This is a genomic window from Dehalobacter sp. 12DCB1, assembly GCF_004343605.1.
Classification (GTDB): Bacteria; Bacillota; Desulfitobacteriia; order Desulfitobacteriales; family Syntrophobotulaceae; genus Dehalobacter.
In genome coordinates, this window is sequence record NZ_POSF01000011.1 from 88,559 (window position 1) to 108,326 (window position 19,768).

General features: G+C 39.7%; 19 protein-coding genes. 6 read left to right on the forward strand and 13 right to left on the reverse strand.

Going from position 1 to position 19,768, the window contains the following annotated elements:
* Positions 1-57: 57 nt before the first annotated feature.
* The gene (locus tag C1I38_RS03960) at positions 58-735 is read right to left on the reverse strand and encodes a Crp/Fnr family transcriptional regulator (RefSeq protein ID WP_119776308.1); all 678 of its coding nucleotides are present in this window, start codon (positions 733-735) and stop codon (positions 58-60) included.
* Positions 736-1,091: 356 nt separating this feature from the next.
* On the opposite strand from C1I38_RS03960, the gene C1I38_RS03965 reads away from it, so the two are divergent.
* The 4 genes from C1I38_RS03965 to C1I38_RS03980 all read left to right on the forward strand — a co-directional run bounded on the left by C1I38_RS03965 (position 1,092) and on the right by C1I38_RS03980 (position 5,261).
* Positions 1,092-1,787: a Crp/Fnr family transcriptional regulator gene (locus C1I38_RS03965; RefSeq protein WP_119776306.1), complete on the forward strand. Its 696-nt coding sequence runs from the start codon at positions 1,092-1,094 to the stop codon at positions 1,785-1,787.
* A 131-nt stretch (positions 1,788-1,918) separates the two neighbouring features.
* A complete protein-coding gene (locus C1I38_RS03970; protein ID WP_119776305.1) occupies positions 1,919-3,376 on the forward strand; it encodes a methyl-accepting chemotaxis protein in 1,458 nt (485 codons plus the stop codon).
* Positions 3,377-3,520: 144 nt separating this feature from the next.
* Positions 3,521-3,829 (forward strand): dehalogenase, encoded by a 309-nt coding sequence (locus tag C1I38_RS03975; protein ID WP_119776303.1) that lies wholly within the window; start codon positions 3,521-3,523, stop codon positions 3,827-3,829.
* A 13-nt stretch (positions 3,830-3,842) separates the two neighbouring features.
* Positions 3,843-5,261, forward strand: a complete 1,419-nt coding sequence (locus C1I38_RS03980) for a reductive dehalogenase (RefSeq protein ID WP_119776302.1) — start codon at positions 3,843-3,845, stop codon at positions 5,259-5,261.
* Positions 5,262-5,799: 538 nt separating this feature from the next.
* Here the strand turns inward: C1I38_RS03980 and C1I38_RS03985 are convergent.
* The 3 genes from C1I38_RS03985 to C1I38_RS03995 are packed head-to-tail and all read right to left on the reverse strand — an operon-like array spanning position 5,800 to position 8,709.
* Positions 5,800-7,065: a 4Fe-4S binding protein gene (locus C1I38_RS03985; RefSeq protein WP_119776300.1), complete on the reverse strand. Its 1,266-nt coding sequence runs from the start codon at positions 7,063-7,065 to the stop codon at positions 5,800-5,802.
* Between the two features lie 33 nt (positions 7,066-7,098).
* Positions 7,099-7,401: a dehalogenase gene (locus tag C1I38_RS03990; RefSeq protein ID WP_119776299.1), complete on the reverse strand. Its 303-nt coding sequence runs from the start codon at positions 7,399-7,401 to the stop codon at positions 7,099-7,101.
* 18 nt (positions 7,402-7,419) lie between these two features.
* On the reverse strand, positions 7,420-8,709 hold the full coding sequence (locus C1I38_RS03995) for a reductive dehalogenase (RefSeq protein WP_119776297.1): 1,290 nt from the start codon (positions 8,707-8,709) through the stop codon (positions 7,420-7,422).
* 331 nt (positions 8,710-9,040) lie between these two features.
* Here C1I38_RS03995 and C1I38_RS04000 point away from each other — a divergent pair, with 331 nt between their 5' ends.
* Positions 9,041-9,757: a Crp/Fnr family transcriptional regulator gene (locus C1I38_RS04000; RefSeq protein ID WP_243109286.1), complete on the forward strand. Its 717-nt coding sequence runs from the start codon at positions 9,041-9,043 to the stop codon at positions 9,755-9,757.
* A gap of 150 nt (positions 9,758-9,907) precedes the next feature.
* Here the strand turns inward: C1I38_RS04000 and C1I38_RS04005 are convergent, their stop codons facing one another.
* The 9 genes from C1I38_RS04005 to C1I38_RS04040 form a co-directional block, all read right to left on the reverse strand.
* The gene (locus tag C1I38_RS04005) at positions 9,908-10,132 is read right to left on the reverse strand and encodes a hypothetical protein (protein WP_119776295.1); all 225 of its coding nucleotides are present in this window, start codon (positions 10,130-10,132) and stop codon (positions 9,908-9,910) included.
* Between the two features lie 49 nt (positions 10,133-10,181).
* A complete protein-coding gene (locus C1I38_RS04010; protein ID WP_119776294.1) occupies positions 10,182-11,267 on the reverse strand; it encodes an endospore germination permease in 1,086 nt (361 codons plus the stop codon).
* A gap of 19 nt (positions 11,268-11,286) precedes the next feature.
* The gene (locus C1I38_RS04015) at positions 11,287-12,447 is read right to left on the reverse strand and encodes a Ger(x)C family spore germination protein (RefSeq protein ID WP_158582058.1); all 1,161 of its coding nucleotides are present in this window, start codon (positions 12,445-12,447) and stop codon (positions 11,287-11,289) included.
* Between the two features lie 16 nt (positions 12,448-12,463).
* Complete coding sequence (locus C1I38_RS04020; protein WP_119776290.1) at positions 12,464-14,071, reverse strand: spore germination protein; 1,608 nt, start codon at positions 14,069-14,071, stop codon at positions 12,464-12,466.
* Between the two features lie 565 nt (positions 14,072-14,636).
* Positions 14,637-14,765 (reverse strand): hypothetical protein, encoded by a 129-nt coding sequence (locus C1I38_RS14335; RefSeq protein ID WP_282432345.1) that lies wholly within the window; start codon positions 14,763-14,765, stop codon positions 14,637-14,639.
* A gap of 14 nt (positions 14,766-14,779) precedes the next feature.
* The gene (locus tag C1I38_RS04025) at positions 14,780-15,949 is read right to left on the reverse strand and encodes a uroporphyrinogen decarboxylase family protein (protein WP_119776288.1); all 1,170 of its coding nucleotides are present in this window, start codon (positions 15,947-15,949) and stop codon (positions 14,780-14,782) included.
* A gap of 74 nt (positions 15,950-16,023) precedes the next feature.
* Positions 16,024-16,659 carry a cobalamin-dependent protein gene (locus C1I38_RS04030; protein WP_119776286.1) on the reverse strand — a complete coding sequence of 212 codons (636 nt, stop codon included), beginning with the start codon at positions 16,657-16,659 and terminating at the stop codon, positions 16,024-16,026.
* Between the two features lie 252 nt (positions 16,660-16,911).
* Complete coding sequence (locus C1I38_RS04035; protein ID WP_119776285.1) at positions 16,912-18,291, reverse strand: reductive dehalogenase; 1,380 nt, start codon at positions 18,289-18,291, stop codon at positions 16,912-16,914.
* Between the two features lie 13 nt (positions 18,292-18,304).
* Positions 18,305-18,610, reverse strand: a complete 306-nt coding sequence (locus C1I38_RS04040) for a dehalogenase (RefSeq protein ID WP_119776283.1) — start codon at positions 18,608-18,610, stop codon at positions 18,305-18,307.
* A gap of 255 nt (positions 18,611-18,865) precedes the next feature.
* Here C1I38_RS04040 and C1I38_RS04045 point away from each other — a divergent pair, with 255 nt between their 5' ends.
* Positions 18,866-19,555: a Crp/Fnr family transcriptional regulator gene (locus tag C1I38_RS04045; protein ID WP_119776281.1), complete on the forward strand. Its 690-nt coding sequence runs from the start codon at positions 18,866-18,868 to the stop codon at positions 19,553-19,555.
* The last annotated feature ends 213 nt before the right edge of the window (positions 19,556-19,768 follow it).

Consider the following 19,768-nt stretch of genomic DNA (forward strand, 5'->3'; position numbering starts at 1 on the left):
GAAAAGATACCTGTCTTCTTTTTGTCCCAAACCAAAAAATAACTGACGAAAGGTTCGTCAGTTGCTGATCTGATCTTTAAGTCTTTTTAAGTCAAAGATTATAATCTTATTGGATGTTTTACGCAAAATGTTCTTTTCTCTTAGATTTTGGAATATTTTGCAGACAGTCACATAATGGACACCTGTCATTTCGGAAATAGCCTTTTGCGACAACTTAATATTAATTTCATAAACATTGTTAACTAGCTCTCCTTTCGCAAGGCAGAGTTTATAAAGCAATCGTAGAACCCGAACCGAAGGATTATAAAGAGCCATCTCCTTAGCTTCATGCATGAAATAGCCGCATTTTGATGCATAACTCGTAATAAATTCACAGAGAACTTCCTTATCCTGCTGAAACATCTCAAGCAGCTGGTCTTTTGAAAAAAAACATACAATGCTCTCTTCTTCCGAAACAACATCAACGAGACAATCATCAGGCTGAAATAATCGATCGGCAAACGTACCAGCATCAGCATGGAACATTAACCTCCTTCTTCCATCCTCAGTTAGAAAAGTAATACCTAATTTTCCTGAAATAACATAGATAACGCTATCAATGATCTCTCCGGGTGAAACAACGGAATCCCCTTTTTGGTAATTCCGGACGATCCCCATATTGAGATATTTTTTCAACTTATTTATTGGATAAAAATGATTCGGTAAAAGATAATTGTTGTTAAAATTTTTTTCCATAATTATTATTCCCCTAAGAATTTCATTCTATTGTCCTTTTTGTTTCTACGGCATCCGACTTGTTATAATAAATATTATCATAATATAAAAACTCATAATGTTGGCGCATGCTACATAACTAAAAAAAATATTAGGATCGATATCCCCTCCTTAAAATTTTATATAACATTTTACTAATTTCTATATGATTAAAGCGCTGGCTAGAAATAATATACAATATGAAGAGGAAATCTTGGAAAGTTAAATCCATATTAAATTAATCAAAGTTAATGTATACTAAATTTAAAAACTTTTATCATTCAAATGACCATCAAATAAATTACGAAGAGGTATATACAGGAAGGAGGGAGGAAGGTATGAAATACGATTTTTCTGATGAGGTGGCAAGAACAATTCCTGACACATTCTACCCTGTCGAGAAACTGCAAAAATTTATCCATCTAGGAATTGTGAAATCCTATGCAAAAGGAAGTGCTATTACTTTACCAGGGGATAGTGAGCCGATGCTAATCTATGTGCTTTCAGGAAAAGTCCAAATCAAAATGGTAACAGAGGACGGCAGGGAAAGATTGCATTATTTTTGCGGCAAAAATGGAATCCTGTGCAAGCTCTTTCCGATGAATCATGATAATTCCTATATAACCGCTATAGAAAAATGCAGCGTATGTTTTTTCACTGAGGAGCAGCTCAAAGCAATGTTTCAAATAGATGACGATATATTTTTTGAAATCTTAAAGAATACTTTTTCTAAAAGCCTTTATTTTATGATGCAAACAGTTGAAATGGAATTATTCAATCCGACGATTAGGATAGTAAGACTGATTTACGGTCTATGTATTTCCAACGGAATACCCGTAGGAAATTCATATGAAGTCCGTCTCGAATTGTCTCAGAGAACTATTTCTGAAATCTCAGGAGTCCATCATGTCACGATATCCAAAGTATTAGGATATTTGGAAAAGCAAAAGATTATCGAGAAAAAGAAAGGCAAAATCATTATCCATGATTTAGATAGATTAAAAGAGCTGACATTTGAGAAACATCTTTTTTAGTCTGAAGTGCCAGGAACTTTACGAATTAGAAGAAACTGAAAGCGGCTATAAGGGTTAGTAAAATTTAACTAAAATTGACACGATATTCTAAAGTATTTTATAAATAACTAAATTTTTGAGGAGCTGATAGTATGGGAGAAGACAAATTCATGCAAACCTATTACAGAAAAGTAAATGTGATTATTCTAGCAATTATCTCTGTTTTGATGACATCCCTGATTATTTCTTTTTTTACGGGCGCGAATGTCCTCGCTCTTCCAGCATTAATCCTACTTGTATGTGCGGTTGTGATTTCGGCCGCTTTTTTATTCCTTAAGAAATATGAGAATATTGTTGTGTATTTGTTGATCTTTCCCTTTATTGCGATTGTAGCGAATTCGATGACTCTTTCGCCGGCCAATGCCGAAGGCATGGCTATCACTTGTCTATGCATTGTAGCTCTTTACTTGCGAAAAAATTTACTCGCATTTGCCGGCATCGTTCTTTTAGCAACACTTATCCTCATGAAGGTTGCTTGGAATATTCTTGATAGCAGTCTTCTTCCGGGAGAAATTACGTCTATCATTCTATCTACAATCAGTCTTTATTTTTTGGTAAGATGGGGAGCTGAAACGATAATTGCGTCGATTAACAAACAAAGGCAGCTTGACGAACTACTGGAAGAAAAGAAAGGTGAAATCAAAGTAATTAAAGAAAGTACCTTAGCTTTAAACGAGGATATTTATGAAGCGAATAATAACCTTGAAACAATTAGTGAAATAAGTAACGCAATGGGAACAGCTTTCCAGGAAATCACCAAGGGTGTCGTAGGTCAGACCGGAAGCATTACTCAGATTAGTCAGATGATAAAAGAGGCGGATAGGAAAATTTCAGAGATAGTCAATTTTTCAAGTCAACTTGAAAGCGTTTCGGAAAATGCCATAAGTGCCGTAATGGAAGGCTCAGAGAAAATAAGTATGATGGGCAAGCAAGCGGATCTCGTCAATCAGACGGTTAACAAATCCTATGTTACTGTTCAGGAATTAAGCAGCAACATGGATGAAGTAAATAACTTCTTAGAAGGCATTAATCAAATCGCAGAACAAACGAATTTATTGGCATTAAATGCCGCCATTGAGGCTGCCAGAGCCGGTGGATCCGGCAGAGGATTTGCAGTGGTCGCTGAAGAGGTAAGGAAGCTTGCTGAACAAAGCGCAAACACCGTAAGGCAAATCAGTCAAATAATCTACGAAATAAAGGAAAAAACCAAAAACGCCCTTGACGAAGTGAATAAAGGACAGACGGCAACTCAAGAAGGCGCGGCAGTGGTCAAGCAAGTTAATCAAACCTTTGAAATGATTATGGCTTCTTTTGAAGAGACCAGGAAAAACATAACCGAGGAGAACAGAAGAATTAATAACATGGTAGAGCTATTTTCACTCATTAATAAAGAAACGGAAAGTATTGCAAGTATTGCCGAGCAACATTCGGCTTCAACAGAAGAATTGATGGCAACCACAGAAGAACAAAATGCAAACATTGAGGTCATTTTCAAACGGATACAGAATATTAAAGATTCCAGCAATAACTTGCAAAGAATTATCAAGTAATTTTTGGTTCATAGTTACTCCCGGAGAAATCCGGGAGATATTTTTTATGATGTGCACAACCAGAAGAATATTTTAATTTGTTAATTTAAATTAACATTCCCACCGAATAAATCAGTAGACTTATATCTAAAAGGAGGTGGATTTATGAGTACATTCTTAATTTTTCTTGCCGGTGTGTTATTTTTAGCGGGGATTCTTTGGATTAGACCTCGCGCCCAAAAGAATCTAATGTGGAAAACGGTACTGAACTGGTCCTTATATGTTATTTGGTATGCCGTCACTTGGATGGGGATTTCCTTTGTTTACATTAATGCCAGCGTAGGACACGTTAAGGCATCCAGCACGGCAATTTTCCTGTTCGGAGGTATTTCGATCATATTGGCAATAGTGCTGGCGCGCATCTTAGGGTTTATCCGTATTAATAAAAAGGTCAATGAATCAATCAAGGCTTAGAGGAGGAAAACGAATGTCCGCAAATTCAGAAAATAACAAAAAAGGATTTTCGGTCAGCCGCCGCGGTTTTCTGAAAACCGGGGCAGCAGCCGCTGCAATGGGCGTCATGGGTGCGATTGCGGCTCCGGCCAAGATCGCCAACGCAGCAGCATCGTCACCTAGTTTGGACTATCAGCCCGCCAAAGGACAATGGTCAAAATTGCGTCCTGTTAACAATTACGGCGGAGCAACCGTCCGTTATGTAGAAAATAATAGCGAGTGGCTCGGGACGACCAAGCTTCTCGGAAAAGTGGTTCAAACCGATGAGAAAGATGCCGGGTTTGCCCTGGCTGTATCAGGAGAACTGGGTGACAAAGCAAAGGCAGGAATTCTTACTACAATGCTTAGGTCTCCGATGGTGGCACCGTTTGCAGGTGCTATTGGAGCAATCAGTGCACCTGCAATGCTCACTGGCAAGCCAAGTCCTAGAAAATTGCCGATACCTGACCCCGAACAGATGTCTCAGCATATTAAAGATTTTGCCTATTATCTTCGTGTAGACGAGGTAGGAATCGGTAATATGCCTGATTATGCTTACTACGCTAGCCAAATGGCTCCGCCCTTAGCCGCATATCTTACGAAAGCTGTTCCCGAAAGTGTTCCTTATGGAAAAGCACCTATTACAGATAAAATGCCTTACGTTATTTGTATGTCTGTACAGATGCATTTGGAAACATGGTTGGCTTCAACAGGATATGACTCCATGGGTGTCGCCCAATCAAACCGGTGTTACCATGCTGCTGCCAATGCGGCGGTCATCATGGCGAATTATATTCGACAGCTGGGTTATAATGCCCGGGCCCATCATTTTGGGAACTACGAAGTTCTTATACCGGCTTGTATGATTGCCTGCGGAATGGGTGAACTAACCAGGACAGGTGATACTTGTGCGCATCCTCGTATTGGTTTCCGTCATAAAACTTCAGCAGTTACAACAGATTTGCCTTTGGCACCGGATAAACCGATTGATTTTGGCGCACTGGATTTCTGCAGAGTGTGTATGAAGTGTGCGGATTACTGTCCTGCACAGGCGATTACTTTTGAGAAGGATCCTATGCCGCACAAGGGTTATCTCCGCTGGAATACTGATTCTAAGAAATGTACGGTATTCCGCGCAGCTAACGATGAAGGCGTCAGCTGCGGAAGATGTGTGAAAGTATGTCCTTGGAACTCCAAAGAAGATTCCTGGTTCCATGAAGCGGGAATCTTTATTGGCAGCAAAGGAGAAAATGCTTCAAAGTTGCTTAAAACTATCGATGATATGTTTGGTTACGGTACGGAAGAGATTGAAAAATACAAGTGGTGGTTGGAGTGGCCGGAACTTTATAAGTATGACGTTGAAGCAGTTCTCAAGGCTGCTGCAGCACCTGCAGCACCTGGAGCAGCTCACTAAACTTCCGGAGCTTTATAAGTATGACGTGAAGTAATTCTCAACGTACCCGGTTAATCGGAACGATTTTAAGGCGTAATTTTTGAGGACTCTTATTTTCTAAAAAGCTGGTGACAGTCTATCAGACCGTCACCAGCTTTTTTGTGACTGTGGCTGACGTCATGGATCCGCCTTTAGCGGATCCATGTGTAGACGGGAGAACATTCTTAACTTATCTGGCTTTGGTTTTCCGATAAATAGTATATTTCAACGTCATGCAAGTTAACTCTTTAGAGGAAGTAAGTGGCCATTAGAGGACTGAGCCTTCATATTAGGGGACAGTCCTCTATTTCTAGATAATTGAGTTACTTTATACAACCTTTCTGTCGACATGAGTTAAGTTTTATTACAACATATAGAGACTGTTCATAATTATACGCCATAAATCAAAATATTTGTTAAGAAATAACATGGTAAGACTGAACTTCACTTATTGCAATCATGATGGCGACAGCTAAAATCAATAAGATAAATACTATATCTCCTATACGTAATTTGCTTTTCATTGCTTAACCTCGATGTTATTCAATTCATTTGCAGATCTTGCTTTGATTTCTTCGACTCCTTTAATTCTCTGAACCTTTTTCAATTTCACTTTCTCTGGTATCCCTTTTTTTAAAATCCCCATGATATATCTCCTGGGGCGTAAAATAATCTCATTGAGTATCAACCCCGGACAAAAGAACCTGCACCAGAATCTGCTGATAAAGAAAGAACTAAAAATCACGACCGGCAAAATAAGCCACTGAATACCAAATCCCTGACGACCAAACAAAGTAGCGAATGGCTCGTAACCGGCAAAACTCGGTGACTTCGTCAGGAATGCACCTATGAGTGCCAGGTATATGAGTATATACCTTAATTTAGCCGCTTTGGCTTCGATTGCTTTATTGCAGCATTTGAATTTACCGCCGCCCACTTTGGCTGTGATTTCCTGCAAAGCGCCAAACGGGCAAAGCCAGAAACAGTAAATATTCTTTCCTATTATAAAGGTAATCACCGGGATTCCAATTAAGAGGATATACCAAACGAGGTTTTCACGGATTGATGGGAAATTCCCCATGAGAAGTCCGGCAATATTTGCAAGCGAAATGGGCGTATTATATTGGAAACCAATGATGACTAAACTTCCTAAAAGGGCAAGCCGACGTAATTTTTTTTGTTTGAATGCCATGCCAATCACTATCAGGATGACCAACGCTATGACGGCAATTTCCTTGGACCCGAACTTAAACGGTTCCACTTCATCCTTAACATTCAGCCCGAACTCGCTCCTGGCTACGGCATGGCTTCCCCGGGAAACCGCTTTGGCTATCCCCCTTGTAGAAAAGGTTGCACCCGATATCCGGTCGATATCCTTGTTAATGGATAAAGGATCTGTGATGTCTTTTCCGATGAATCTTTCCAAATATTTTTGATCTAGAATATTATCGATAAATGATGGTGTATCCTTGTGTGCGGCGATAACCGTCCCGACAATCTTTCCTTGCAGGTCTATCCCGGTAACCATTTTAATCGGCCCGCCATAAGCAACCGCTTGTTCGATTACGACGTAGCCTATTTTTTCTTCCCTGCCGTTTTGACCTTTTGTTTGCCCTTCGTATATAACAGGGGAAGACGCAATCTTTTGAAAAGATTGCGCTTCCGGGAACACTTGATTCATAAACGGTATGATATCGTTATCTGTATGAGTCCAGCTAAAAACCAACGTTAGGAGGAATACAACTGCTGCTGCAAACATAATGATTTTATTTGCTGAGTTTTTCATTTCTGCTCCTATTGAACATTCGACTTATTACAATTATGCCGCCTCTACTTTATTGGCTTTCTTCTTTGAAGGTATCAAGGAGTCTAAGCGTACCGTAAGGATAATTAAGACAAGAAGAATCGCTCCGAAGATTAAGAATCCCATGCCGGCAGCCTGCATCTCACCTTCGGCAATGCTGTAGACGATCCAAGCCAGGAGAAATGCTCCCCAGATCACGGATATTGCCGTTAAAATCCAGCGGGCTACGGACATTTTTCCTGCAGCCTGGAATTTGATATATACGAACCATATGGATGATGCCATGAGTGCTCCCAAGGTTAACCAGAAAATAATCATATTACCTCTCCTCTTTTCTTATTTATTCCAGAATTCCTTTATTGCATCCGGAACAGAAATCTTACCATAACCGAACAAATCGTCAAAGAACCTCAGAACAGGTTTTGCAGGTGTTTCTGTGCCCAACCTTACTAAGTCGTGATGCCATTCCTGGCGTTTGTTGTAAGGGCAGACCTTAATACAAATACCGCAGTCAGTACCGACTTTTGACCATTGGGTCATACACTTCACGCCATCTTGAGCCCATTTTTTGACTCCCGGATTCGTTATGGAAGATGTTTTAAAACTTGGTTCTACATCATGGGATATTGCTTGTGACGGGCAGGCGTCAGCACATTTCATGCAGGTTTTGCAGAATTCCATCGCTCCGAAGGTAACCGGTTTATCAATAGCCAATGGCATATCCGTGAACAATTTATATATCCGCACTCTCGGCCCATATTCCTTAGTGACCATAATACCGATTCTGCTGATCTCCCCTAGGCCGGCCTGAATAGCCAAGGGAATACTTAAAGCCGTATCATTGGAACAAGGTATGGCCTGGTAGCCTAATGTCCTGATAAATTTAGCCAACTTATGGAGGAGAACACCCGCATCGGAGTATTCATTGCCGGAAGCAGCCCCTTGGGGCAAAGCTGGGGCAGTCTGATAGCAGTCATAATCCATTTCAAAAAGCGCCACAATAACATTTGTAGGCGTAAACGGTAACTTATTGGGAACAGGTTTACCCGTTGCGAGATCGAGAACTTCAGAAAAGAGCCACCGTTCATCATAAGGGCCAATCCCGACCTTACATGATCCCCAGAATTTTGTTACTCTTTTGATGATCGCGCTCGCAGCTTCGGGGCTTTCAAATTGGTACTTGTTGGGGTTTACTTCACCTTCCCAAGTAAATAACCCTTGCGATTGAAAACCCGGAGCGCCCAGACCCTTATTGATATCCTCTTCAATTGACCAGCAGGCATGATCAAAGGCGAACTCAAGCTGTCCCCAGCCCTCTCCTCCTTCTTGAGGTATTGTCCCAAACCTTTTTCCGGCATATTCTGCAGAGACAGCACCAATCGGAGCCTGAGAAGCCATGCTATACCGTTTGTAGTCACTGGAGATTTCCACCGGCATGTCATCATGCTCGACAACTTGTGCATTTGCGATGCTATTACTTCCCAGCAGTTCAGAACCGAACAATGCGGCACCTGCTGCTCCGACCCCTACTCCTAGAGAGGTCTTCAAAAAACCGCGTCTGCTAAATTCTTTGGAAAAAGTTTTTTTCTTCTGAGTTTTTTTCTCTTTGTCATTTTCAGGAATCATACCTTATCTCCTCCTTAAAATATTTGAACTACAATTATCATAGATAAAATAAAATATTATGAATAGATAACTATTTTACAGGTGTACACTATTGAACATTAATAAATTTAATTTTAAGGACAAAATAAAATAGTTGTTTCAATATTAAAAGGGAGAATCAAGCGTAATAAAAAAATCAGGCTGGTTTCTGACAAAAAATTGGTGTACACTAAATATTATCAAAACAATATTGCAGGATCATAATAAAGAAATATCTTCTAACAACGAAATTATGATGCTTTATACCCTAGATGAATTTCAGGAAAATCTATCGAAGGGGAGTGTGCCATTTATGGAAGAAATTAGAAAAGATAATTTTACACAAATTATCAAACTTTCTAATATCTCTCAAAAATTATTGGACGTAGGAGAAGAAGTTTTCTTTGCTAAAAATAAGATACTTGTTTCTGCCGGAGATGTCCCCGATGGATTTTATTATCTAAAAGATGGACTGGTTAAATCTTGTGTATACTCTACAAATGGTAATGAATACATATGTGGCCTTATAGACAAGGGAAGTATCTTTTTGGAAGCCAACGCAATTTTCAGTATTCCTAGTGATGGTTATTTCAAGACAATGGAGCCTTCGCATTTACTTTTTTTTAGGAAAGAAAACATTTTGAATTTGTTACAAACCGACTTTGATGTAACGCTATCAATATTACAATCGATTACCTACAAGTTTTTTGCAAGTGGTTACTTTTTTACTGAACTGCTGGTTTATGACTCAGAATGGAGACTATGCCGTCTATTATTAACATTTGCCGATAATTTTGGAATGGAAATAGAAAATAAAATCAAGCTGAATATTAAAATCAGTCAGCAGTTTATTAGTGACATGCTGGGCGTCACTAGAGGCACGACTATAAAGGTGATCAATAAATTAAAAGAACTGGATTTAATCGAGCAAACAAACGGCTATTATTTTATTAAAGATTTGCAAAGGCTAAAAAATTATCAGACTGAAATTGCATTATCAGTAATTAATAACCGACCAGAAATAAAATAACGCCCCGAACTTGAAAATAAACTTACGCTAAGCACCCTGTGAATTTCGGATCGAGTGTTCGCAGAGGTGCTTTTCATTTTTTTATTTTTACCATGATCGTCCAGCATTTTTGATCTTTCCAATTCTTCCAGCTAAAGAGTGAGTAAACGCTTATTGTAAAAAAGAATGAATTGCCGGTATCTTTTTGAGAACCTCTGCTCCTTGATAAATGTCAGGAAACTTTACATGGATTAATTGCAGAAAAGTGAGTGTGAACGCAATAATTGAGAAAGTGGAAAAAACGATCAGCTCCCGCCACTGTTTTCTACTCACCAGGCTGGGCGCTTCTCTGAGCACAATGATGACAAACGCAGCTATCAATAGGAAAATATACATTCGAACCTCCTTAAACGCGGATATTGAAGTCCTTAGCGGCACAAAAATGCTACCCTCCGCTTGGCAACTTTCTTATTTTAGCCACGACCAAAGAAGCAAGCGGAAGAAGCAATTGAAAACTTATATATAGAAGGTACGCAGATTCCTTCCGAGCCATATGAATACTCAATTTATACGACACTAAGGAAAAATTAAGCGCGATGATCCCGATTGGCAATACAAGTTCCGCATAAGAACGCAGTTTGAGTAGCTGAGCAACCCCCAAGGTTGTAGCGTAATAAGCCGTAATTATGCCAATAAACAGCGTAAACATGAGTCCAATCGCCACCAATATTTCCATTCTAGTAAACACATTGGCGATGTTAATCTGCCGCACTGCCTCGTAATATGGCAAAACCATGATTGCTGCACTATCCCCCAAAACAGCAATGTACTGCACACTGATAAAAAATAAGGACACCCCTCCAATGACCAAACCCGTACGAAACGCTCTTTTAACCTGATTAACAATATTGACATAGGGCATGAGCATGAGTAAAACGAATACATTGGCAAAGGACACACCTACTAAAACAGAGAGACTGTAAAGCATATCTTTCAATGGAACGTCCATGACCGGGAAAAAATTGGCCGGCTCCATGTCCTTAAGCAACAGAAAAAATGTTAATGAATACAAAACGATTGTTATCGCCGAGAGTATAAGGCCGACCCTTCCGATCACTTCCACTCCTTTTCTGAGCGTCCAAGCGCAAATCAGAAAAAACAGGATTTCAATCACAATCTGCGGTGTTTCCGGCATGATATAGCTCACAACAAACTCCCCGATAAATTGAAAGAACGCAACGAGTACAAAGAAAAAATAACCAAGATATTGAATAGAAATGAATTTTCCGACATAGGGGCCGAAAATAATGTCATTGATCTGGATGATATTTTTACCTGGAAATTTTACGACCAAATTCAAAAAAAATAAGGATATTAAAAAATATACAAGTAAAGCCGCTAAAGAAATCCACCAAATATCCTGTTTTGCATATCTGGTGGCAAAACCTACCATTAGCGAAGAACACTGAATAATCCCCGCCACTAAAAAAGTCAGTTGAGAACTTGCCATTTTCCCTTTTTCTAGCTGCATAATCTTCTAATGCTCCTTTTTAAGGAATCTCCACCGGCTTGGTAATTCTTCCGGGAAAATTAAGCTGAGTCTTAATATTCAAGCCGAGATCTAATTGTTGGAAAATATTCTCCCAATCGGCTGAAATTTTTTTCCATTCTCCCGGTTCCTTCCTGTGGATCTCCTCTCCAAAACCAAAGATATCGGCATTAAGCTCTTGGGCTTTTTCCAAAGCAGCATTAATTTCATTTTCTATCACTGCTGCTGTTCTTTTCTCTAAATCCTCAAATCCCGTGGGGGTCGCCATGCTTTCCTGACCTGACTGGCTTCCGAGATCGCCTTCAACCCGAATCTCTATTTTGAATTGAAGCTTGCCGTCAGCAATCGTAGGAATTATCTTGGTGTTGGAATGGGTGATCTCTAACATGGCCTTTTCTCCATCCGTTCCTTCGACCTCAATAATGCCGTTTTTGATCTCATTTCGTATCCATAAAAGACCGCGCGTTTCTTGGCTGTTCAGTTCACCTGCGTATTTATCCCCTTTAAAAACCGCCGTTCCTGCTAGCCGGAGTTTTTTTTGCTGACCTGCACCGGCAATTTCGATGATCGGCAGGATTGAGGATGTGGACCTGCTCATCAAACTTGAAATAAATTGTTCCAGATTGACTTGACAGGACTGAGAATTTCCTCCCTGTAATTCGACCAAACGGCTGATTTCCTCTGCCGGCATATTTCCTAACAGCGGCGGTACATCAAGGATCTCGTTTGCTTTGCTTTCCGAAAGAAGAACCCAGACATTTAACCGCGCCTCCTGGTTCCTGACAAAAAAGTCGATATGCTTCTGAAGACCCTCTTCCGCTAATTCCCGGCTCAGGACAATTACCTGATTATGCGGGAAATAGAGTTCCTTGTTCACCTCATGAGAAAAACCACGTAGGATATCAAGTTCGTTCGCCCCGGTGTCCGTGACGTTCGTATAGTTTTTCGAACCGCCGCCGCTTTGATCCTTTGGACTTGATTTTCCATTGACCGGTTTAAAAATTTCTATGGTCATACGGACATGATCACTATCCGCCTTGTCCAAGCCGATTCCCGAAACAATTGCCAGCGAATTTAATTCATGCCGACCCCAACAGCCGCTTAGTACCAAAAGCAAGCAGCTAATAAATAAGATTTTCATAAATAAACTGATCTTTCTCATGGTTCCCTCATTAAAATCATTTCCTGGTTTTTTTGGATTTTTCAGAGACATACTCGGGGCTTAATCGGAACTCCTGTTTTTGGGGATCATGCCAACTGATGGCGCGCGGACGAAAGATCATTGCCCAAAAAGGGGCCCTTACAAATGTGTCTTTCATATCGCGGAGGCTGAAAGGCGCCAGCGGTGATAAATACGGGGTCCCGAAGGATCGTAATGAGGCCAGATGGACGAGCAATGCCAAGAAAACCAACATAATTCCATATACTCCCAAAGTACCGGCAAACAGCACAAAAAGAATCCGTAAAATCGCCTCTGAATCGGTCTGTGCCGGCAACGTAAAACTGGCGATTGCAGTCAACGCCACTACAATCACCATTGGCGAACCGATCAGACCGGCAGAGACGGCTGCCTCTCCGATTACCAACGCACCGACAATGCTGACAGCCTGACCTACAGGCCGGGGTAAACGGATTCCGGCTTCTCGCAAAATCTCAAAGATGAGACCCATGAGCAGCGCTTCCATCACAGATGGAAAAGGAATGCCTTCTTCCGCAGTTGCCATTGTAAACAGTAGGGGAGTTGGAATTAATTCCTGATGAAAACTGGATATAGCAACATAAATTGCCGGAGCAAGGATACCAATCATAAAAGCGATAAATCGGATGATCCGGACCAAGCTGGCGTAAAAAGGCCGGATGTAATAATCCTCCGGACTTTGAAAGCTTTCAATGAAAAGTGCTGGCACGGTTAAAACAAAAGGAGTTCCGTCAATGAGGATTGCTGCCCGCCCCTCCAGCATTTTGGCTGCGACAATATCCGGTTTTTCACTATTGCCTACCGTGGCAAAAAGTGAAAGCGGTGCATCTTCGATATATTGTTCAATATATCCTGACTCCAGAATCACATCTGTTTGAATCCGGTTGAGCCTGCGGTTAATCTCCGAAATCAGTTTCGGATTGACAACTCCTTTTAAATAAGCAATACAGACCGTTGTCTTAGATTGTTCTCCTAAGATCAATGTTTCTAAAGTAAAATTTGGATTTTTCAACTTTCGTCGAATCAATGTAATATTCGTAATAATTCTTTCCGTGAATCCTTCGCGCGGCCCCCGGACAACAGAATCCGTCGGAGGCACCTCCACACTGCGGCTCTCTCCCCCTCCGCCGATCATAACTAACGCTCCTGAAGCTCCATTAATCAAAAAAACAATGCTTCCGGATAGACACTCTTTTATGACTTCTTCAATGACGTTTACTTCTTTAACATAGCCAACGGTAAGTATTGTTTTTTTTATTAATTGCAGCAGTTCCTGACCCGCCAAGGCAGTACTATCTATCCGTTTATCGTTCATTAATGGTTTCATGATATTATTGTTGAGGTTATTGAGATCCGCCATACCATCCAGATAGATCAGTGCACTTTCGGTTTCTAGCTTAGATCCTAATGAAAAGTCCCTTATTATGAGATCCATACTATTGCCTAGACTACTACGGATATACTCAACATTTTTTTTTAGGTCCTTGGATAGCCGCCGACAGGTTTTCTGTGTTCGCTTGACCTGCTCATTGTTTGAATTTTGGTTCTGCCACAAATAGCGTATTTTTTTTATTATATATTGAAACAAAATTGTGCGCACCTTCCACTATTTGGTTATTAACCTTATTATTACCACTTCAAAAAAAATGATACCCCAGATGTTAAATTCATAAATCATTTAAACCGCTTTATATCTTCCGCTCAGGGGTTAAACATACGAAAAACTGTAATCTCAACAGCGATGATACAATTTTAACCCAAATAAATATTCGACGATAAAACAATATTAAGCATAAGCAAAAACCCACCGATAAATTGTCCACACTTTACCGGTAGGTTTTTGCTCAGTCCCATTTAAATATTCTGGGCAACATTAACAATATTTTCGGCTGAAGTTATTAAGACGGACATTGCATCAACGATTTGCTCTGTAGCCATCGTTTGAAGTCATTTCCAAAAAATATCATTGATCGTTACGTTCTTCAAAACGAACAATAATGTATAGATTCCCATACAACAGGTGTTGGCAGGCACAACATTAATTAAAGGGCAAAATAGAATTTGGTTTTTCAAAATAATCAGGGAGATAGGCATTAGAAATATTTGAAAAGATAAAACAAAGTATCCTAATTCCAAGCATATTACTCGAAAATCTATGCCATTACAAGCATTGTCATCATTGCTTTAATAATCCCTTCGGCCATAGGCGCAGGCATATTGTTCTTTTCGATGAGTACTTTTTTTAGTTCTTCAAGACTGTCTGTAAGTTGATAATTTTCCATACTTCCCTCTCCTTTTAATATTTTCCGTTTTCATGAATATATTGACATACTGCCGCTAAATTTTCCGGTTTCGCATCATTTAAGGAGACCAAATTTTTGTCGGTTGAAAAAATATAGTTGCCACCGGGCGCATACAACTGTAAACATTCCTTGGCTTTGTCGAGACACTTTTCTACCGTTCCAAGTCGAAGGAGATCAATAGGCATTCCGCCAACTATGCAAAATTTATTGCCAATGGAATCTTTTATCTTCTTCAAGTCACCATGTTCAAACAGCCCAATCATGTCTCCATCCGGCAGTCCCTGCAGAATATCAAGATAGGGCATCCAATTGTTTTCCATAAAGAAGAAAATCTTATAACCCCGCTTTACGGAAACTTCATCTACAAACTTACTCATAAATGGGAAGTAAAATTTTTCAAAATCTTTTGGTTTTAGAAAAGTCGGCAGATGTAGTGGCACAAAGATTACTCCCTTATTATCCTCCGGAGTCGTATAGGCACCTATGGCCATCTCCATAGATGATATAAACAAGGCCTCACAAGCAGCATAAAATTCTTGTGGTTTCCTTCTGATATCACTGGATACCCCAACAAAATCCCGTAAGTAATCAAGTAACATGTCCGGAGAAAGGATAGCCAAACCTTTGGCCAATACCGGGAGTCCCAATTCGTTTTCAATTCTTCCGTCAACCACGGCATTATAGTGTAAAAACTCCATCATTTCGCCAACGGCCTTTTTAAGACGCCCAAGGTTTCCTTCTATATCATTTTTTAAAACAGGAAACTTCCGCGGAATAATAACATTAACAAAAAAATTAAACGGATTTGCAATCAATTGTTCATATTCATCAGGCATCATAGTTTGCCCATGGCTACCTTTTATAACAAAACCTTTATCGGTCAAGGTATACAAACCTTCTCCAAAATTACTCAACATCTTTAACGGAAAAACATTGCCATTTTCTAGAATTCCATCCAAATAAAATTCTTCATTTATTTTATTATATACCTGAAATAATATATTCGGGTCTTTAACATACGCATCTTCCACACTAACTCCGGCATGGTAGGGACCGAATGTTTCTATGATTGGAAGAACCGGAACCCTATCAGGAGTACCTCTCTTAAAGGCTGTATTCAATCTTGTCAATTTTTCCTGATACAAAGGGTTAATATTTGTCATTTAATTTTCCTCCTTTTAGTAAATAAAAGCCTTTATTCACGTATTAGAAGCAGTTTTTAACATTTTCTTGCCTTTTAACTTACCCATTTCTGACATATCTTTACGCCTTCAGCTGCATTGGTTGTAAAGGCATCTGCTCCAATTTGTTCACATGCATTGTTTGTCACGGGGTTTCCGCCAATAATAATTTTTACGTTCTCTCTTAGCCCCGCTTCTTTTAAGGCATCAACCGTATTTTTCATAGATTCAAGGGCCAATGTTAAAACACCGCTCATACCCACGATTTCCGGATTAACCTCCTTCACTCTTCTCACAAATTCACTGGCAGGCTGGTCTATCCCCAAGTCCAATACGTTAAACCCAGCCGCTTCGGCCATGCTCCTAAAAATGTTTTTCCCAATATCATGTAAATCCCCCGCAACAGTTCCCAAGACGATTTTCCCCCTATTGCCTTCATTTTCAGCACTTAGAAAAGGTTTTAGGGTTTCAATGGCATTCGCTAAGAGTTCTCCAGCAAAGATCAGATCTCCAACAAAATATTCTCCTTTTTCAAATTGGTCACCAACAATTGACATTCCACTCTGACAAGCGGCTACTACTTGCTTAGCATCGTCTTCAGAAGGATTTGCCTGAATAAAAGTGTTGAGCAATGAAAGTACCTTCTCCTCGTCAAGTTCCCCTATTGCTGTTGCTATTGCGTCTAAATTCATACTTAAGCCTCCCCGCACAATTTTTTTACTAGTCCTTATTCAATTTCCAAAGGACTCCGGTTTAGTAAATGATTAATATTATTATAGATAAAATAAATATTTAGATAAAATGAAAATGAACAGATTCCTACTATCCAACAGGTGTTAGATGTATGTACCTCCTTAATTAGGGGATAACATAGAAAAATGTATACGGCCCACCTAAATCAGAAGCGAGCCGTATAATATCATTTTCAGATTAAACTGTACGAATCAGCTCGGCATCTGGATTTTATAAAACTCCGGCCATTCCAGCCACCATTTGTATTTATCAATAACTTCAGTGCCGTAACCAAACATATCATCAATTGATTTAAGCAATTTTGAGGCAGCTTGACCCTGACTTCCGATCCATATTCCTGCTTCATGGAACCAAGAGTCCTCCTTGGAACTCCATGGACATACTTTAATACATCTACCGCAACTAACACCTTCTTCGTTACTGCAACGGAATTCCGTACACTTCTTCGAATCAGTGTTCCAACGCAGATAGCCGTTATATGGCACAGGATCCAGGTCGAGGGTAATCGCTTTAGAAGGACATTCATCCGCGCATTTTTTACAAACCCTGCAAAAGTCCAACATTCCGAAGTCGATCGGTTTGTCCAGAGCCAGTGGTAAATCAGTCGTTATGGCAGCAACTTTTGACCGGAATCCAAACCTGGGGTGAGCGACACAGTCCCCCGTTCTGGTAAGTTCACCCATTCCGGCAGCGATAAGGCAAGGTCCCATAACGGCTTCATAGTTGCCAAAATGTTGGGCTCTGGCGTTATAGCCGAGAATTCGGATGTATTGTGCCATCATTACCGCAATATTTGCAGAAGCATGGTAACAACGTGTGGATTGCGAAACGGCGATTCCATCATAGCCTGTTGACGCCAGATACGTTTCCAAGTGTTGTTCCACTGCCACAACAATGACATTGGGAAGACTGGCAGTAACCGGTTTCTTTGTAATTGTCGCATCCTTTGAAACCATACCTGAAGCAAAAGCCCCCTGGGTAGGCTCCATTGTACTTGCATAATAAGCGTAGGAAGGCATTTTACCGATACCTACTTCGTCAGCCCTCAGATAATAAGCAAGATCTTTAATATGCTGCGACATCTGTTCCGGATCCGGAATCGGGAGTCTTTCCTGTGAAACAGGACCATCGACTATCTCCGGACCACTAATAGTATTAATTGCTATAATATTACTGGTTGCCAGCGGACTCCTTAGACCTGACTGATAATACCCATATTTTGCTTTCTCGCTAAGCAAACCTCTAATAGCTAAGCAGAATCCCCCGTCTTGTTCATCAAATTTTTGAACTTTTCCTGTAATCTTCGATGTCCCCAGCCATTGATCATTATGTTCTGCAGAACGAACAGAGGCTCCTCCATAATTTGCTTCGGGACGTAATTTGGACCATTTCCCTTTGGCAGGCTGATAGCTTAAGCTTGTCGACGCAGCGTTGGCCATCTTGGATGGCGCAGCAATCGCTCCCATGACACCGACCGCAGCTGCAGCCACGCCGGTTTTCAGAAAACCGCGCCGGCTTACTGAAAATTGTTGTTTGAATGCTTTTTCTTTATTCTGAGAAATCTCCGACATTCACTTTCCTCCTCTAAGCCTGTAATGACTTGGTCTTTTTCTTTGCGCCGATAAAACCTAAGACTCGGGCTAAGACGATAGCCAAAATAAGTGCAATCCCCCCAAACAGGAAGATCGCCGTGCTCGATGCCTTGACGTGTCCAACGCTTGCGTTGATGTAAACAAAGGAAACCCCTATACAAGCAGTAACAAATAAAATAACATATAAAGCCCATATTGATACGGTTTTCCAAGTCTTATCCTGTTTCGCACGAGGTTTAATAAAAAGAACACCAGCTAAAAATAATATACCCGCCAAAAATATTAGTATTGTACTCATTTGTTTCCTCACCTCCTTAATTATCTTTTTTAATACAAATCTGTAATTACTGTATAAAAAATAAACAAGAATGTATAGATTTCTAGCCAACAGGTGTTGGCTAGATAACATTATTTTAATTTAATGACAAAATAAAATTTATTTTTAAATAATTTAAGCTGGTATTTGACAAAAAAACAGTGTAAACTAAATATGTTTCAGTGATAATTAGGAAAATACTTTTTCAAAGAAAATCCATGATAGGAGTTTGATTTTATGAAAGAGTGTAGACCCTTTTCACGTATTGTCAAATTTCGTGATATCCCCGAAAAATTATTGGACGTAGGGGAAGAATTATTCTTTGCTAAAAATAAAGTAGTCTTTTCTCAGGGGAATGTTCCAGACAGATTTTATTATATTAAAGATGGTCGGATCAAAAGTTATAAATACTCTCCAAGGGGTAATGAACAGATACTTACCCTTCTTGAAAAGGGTAGCATATTCTTAGAATCTGGTGTACTTTTCGATATTCCGATTGACAATTATTTTGAGACTATGGAGGACTCGCATTTAATTTTCTTTAGAAAAAAAGACCTTTTAGAATTATTGGTAACAGACATAGATGTAACACTATATGTAATGCAATCAGTTTCCCGTAAATTTCATTTTTATGAGTATCTTTTCGACGAACTACAATTTTTTAATACAGAGTGGAGAATATGCAACCTGCTATTAACATTTGCAGATCATTTTGGGATAGAAGTAGATAATAAAATTAAGCTGAATTTTAAAGCTAGTCAGCAATTAATTAGTAATATTCTTGGTGTCAATCGAGGGACGACTATTAAAATATTCAATAAATTAAAAGAATTGAATTTAATCGAGCAAACGAACGGCTTTTACTTTATTAAAGATTTGAAGCAGCTAAAAAATCATCAAGCCGAAATATGCCTTATGGATAGCTGAGGTATTAGGTTAAATCATCTAGCCAAAACATTTAGGAATTATTGCATAACCTTATCTCGGTCACCAATAAAAAATGACCAAGGCTAAAAAACCAAGGTCACGATGATTTTTGTAGTTTATTATCAAGTACAATTTTTAGTCATTAGGTTAATAAACAGCATGATAAGCCTGAATTTCACTAATCACAACCATAACGGTGACAGCCGATATCAA

Excerpts from the sequence above, each read along its gene's own strand:
- C1I38_RS03960 (WP_119776308.1), bottom strand. The coding sequence starts at position 735 with ATGGAAAAAAATTTTAACAACAATTATCTTTTACCGAATCATTTTTAT.
- C1I38_RS03965 (WP_119776306.1), top strand. The coding sequence starts at position 1,092 with ATGAAATACGATTTTTCTGATGAGGTGGCAAGAACAATTCCTGACACA.
- C1I38_RS03970 (WP_119776305.1), top strand. The coding sequence starts at position 1,919 with ATGGGAGAAGACAAATTCATGCAAACCTATTACAGAAAAGTAAATGTG.
- C1I38_RS03975 (WP_119776303.1), top strand. The coding sequence starts at position 3,521 with ATGAGTACATTCTTAATTTTTCTTGCCGGTGTGTTATTTTTAGCGGGG.
- C1I38_RS03980 (WP_119776302.1), top strand. The coding sequence starts at position 3,843 with ATGTCCGCAAATTCAGAAAATAACAAAAAAGGATTTTCGGTCAGCCGC.
- C1I38_RS03985 (WP_119776300.1), bottom strand. The coding sequence starts at position 7,065 with ATGAAAAACTCAGCAAATAAAATCATTATGTTTGCAGCAGCAGTTGTA.
- C1I38_RS03990 (WP_119776299.1), bottom strand. The coding sequence starts at position 7,401 with ATGATTATTTTCTGGTTAACCTTGGGAGCACTCATGGCATCATCCATA.
- C1I38_RS03995 (WP_119776297.1), bottom strand. The coding sequence starts at position 8,709 with ATGATTCCTGAAAATGACAAAGAGAAAAAAACTCAGAAGAAAAAAACT.
- C1I38_RS04000 (WP_243109286.1), top strand. The coding sequence starts at position 9,041 with ATGGAAGAAATTAGAAAAGATAATTTTACACAAATTATCAAACTTTCT.
- C1I38_RS04005 (WP_119776295.1), bottom strand. The coding sequence starts at position 10,132 with ATGTATATTTTCCTATTGATAGCTGCGTTTGTCATCATTGTGCTCAGA.
- C1I38_RS04010 (WP_119776294.1), bottom strand. The coding sequence starts at position 11,267 with ATGCAGCTAGAAAAAGGGAAAATGGCAAGTTCTCAACTGACTTTTTTA.
- C1I38_RS04015 (WP_158582058.1), bottom strand. The coding sequence starts at position 12,447 with ATGAGAAAGATCAGTTTATTTATGAAAATCTTATTTATTAGCTGCTTG.
- C1I38_RS14335 (WP_282432345.1), bottom strand. The coding sequence starts at position 14,765 with ATGGAAAATTATCAACTTACAGACAGTCTTGAAGAACTAAAAAAAGTA.
- C1I38_RS04025 (WP_119776288.1), bottom strand. The coding sequence starts at position 15,949 with ATGACAAATATTAACCCTTTGTATCAGGAAAAATTGACAAGATTGAAT.
- C1I38_RS04030 (WP_119776286.1), bottom strand. The coding sequence starts at position 16,659 with ATGAATTTAGACGCAATAGCAACAGCAATAGGGGAACTTGACGAGGAG.
- C1I38_RS04035 (WP_119776285.1), bottom strand. The coding sequence starts at position 18,291 with ATGTCGGAGATTTCTCAGAATAAAGAAAAAGCATTCAAACAACAATTT.
- C1I38_RS04040 (WP_119776283.1), bottom strand. The coding sequence starts at position 18,610 with ATGAGTACAATACTAATATTTTTGGCGGGTATATTATTTTTAGCTGGT.
- C1I38_RS04045 (WP_119776281.1), top strand. The coding sequence starts at position 18,866 with ATGAAAGAGTGTAGACCCTTTTCACGTATTGTCAAATTTCGTGATATC.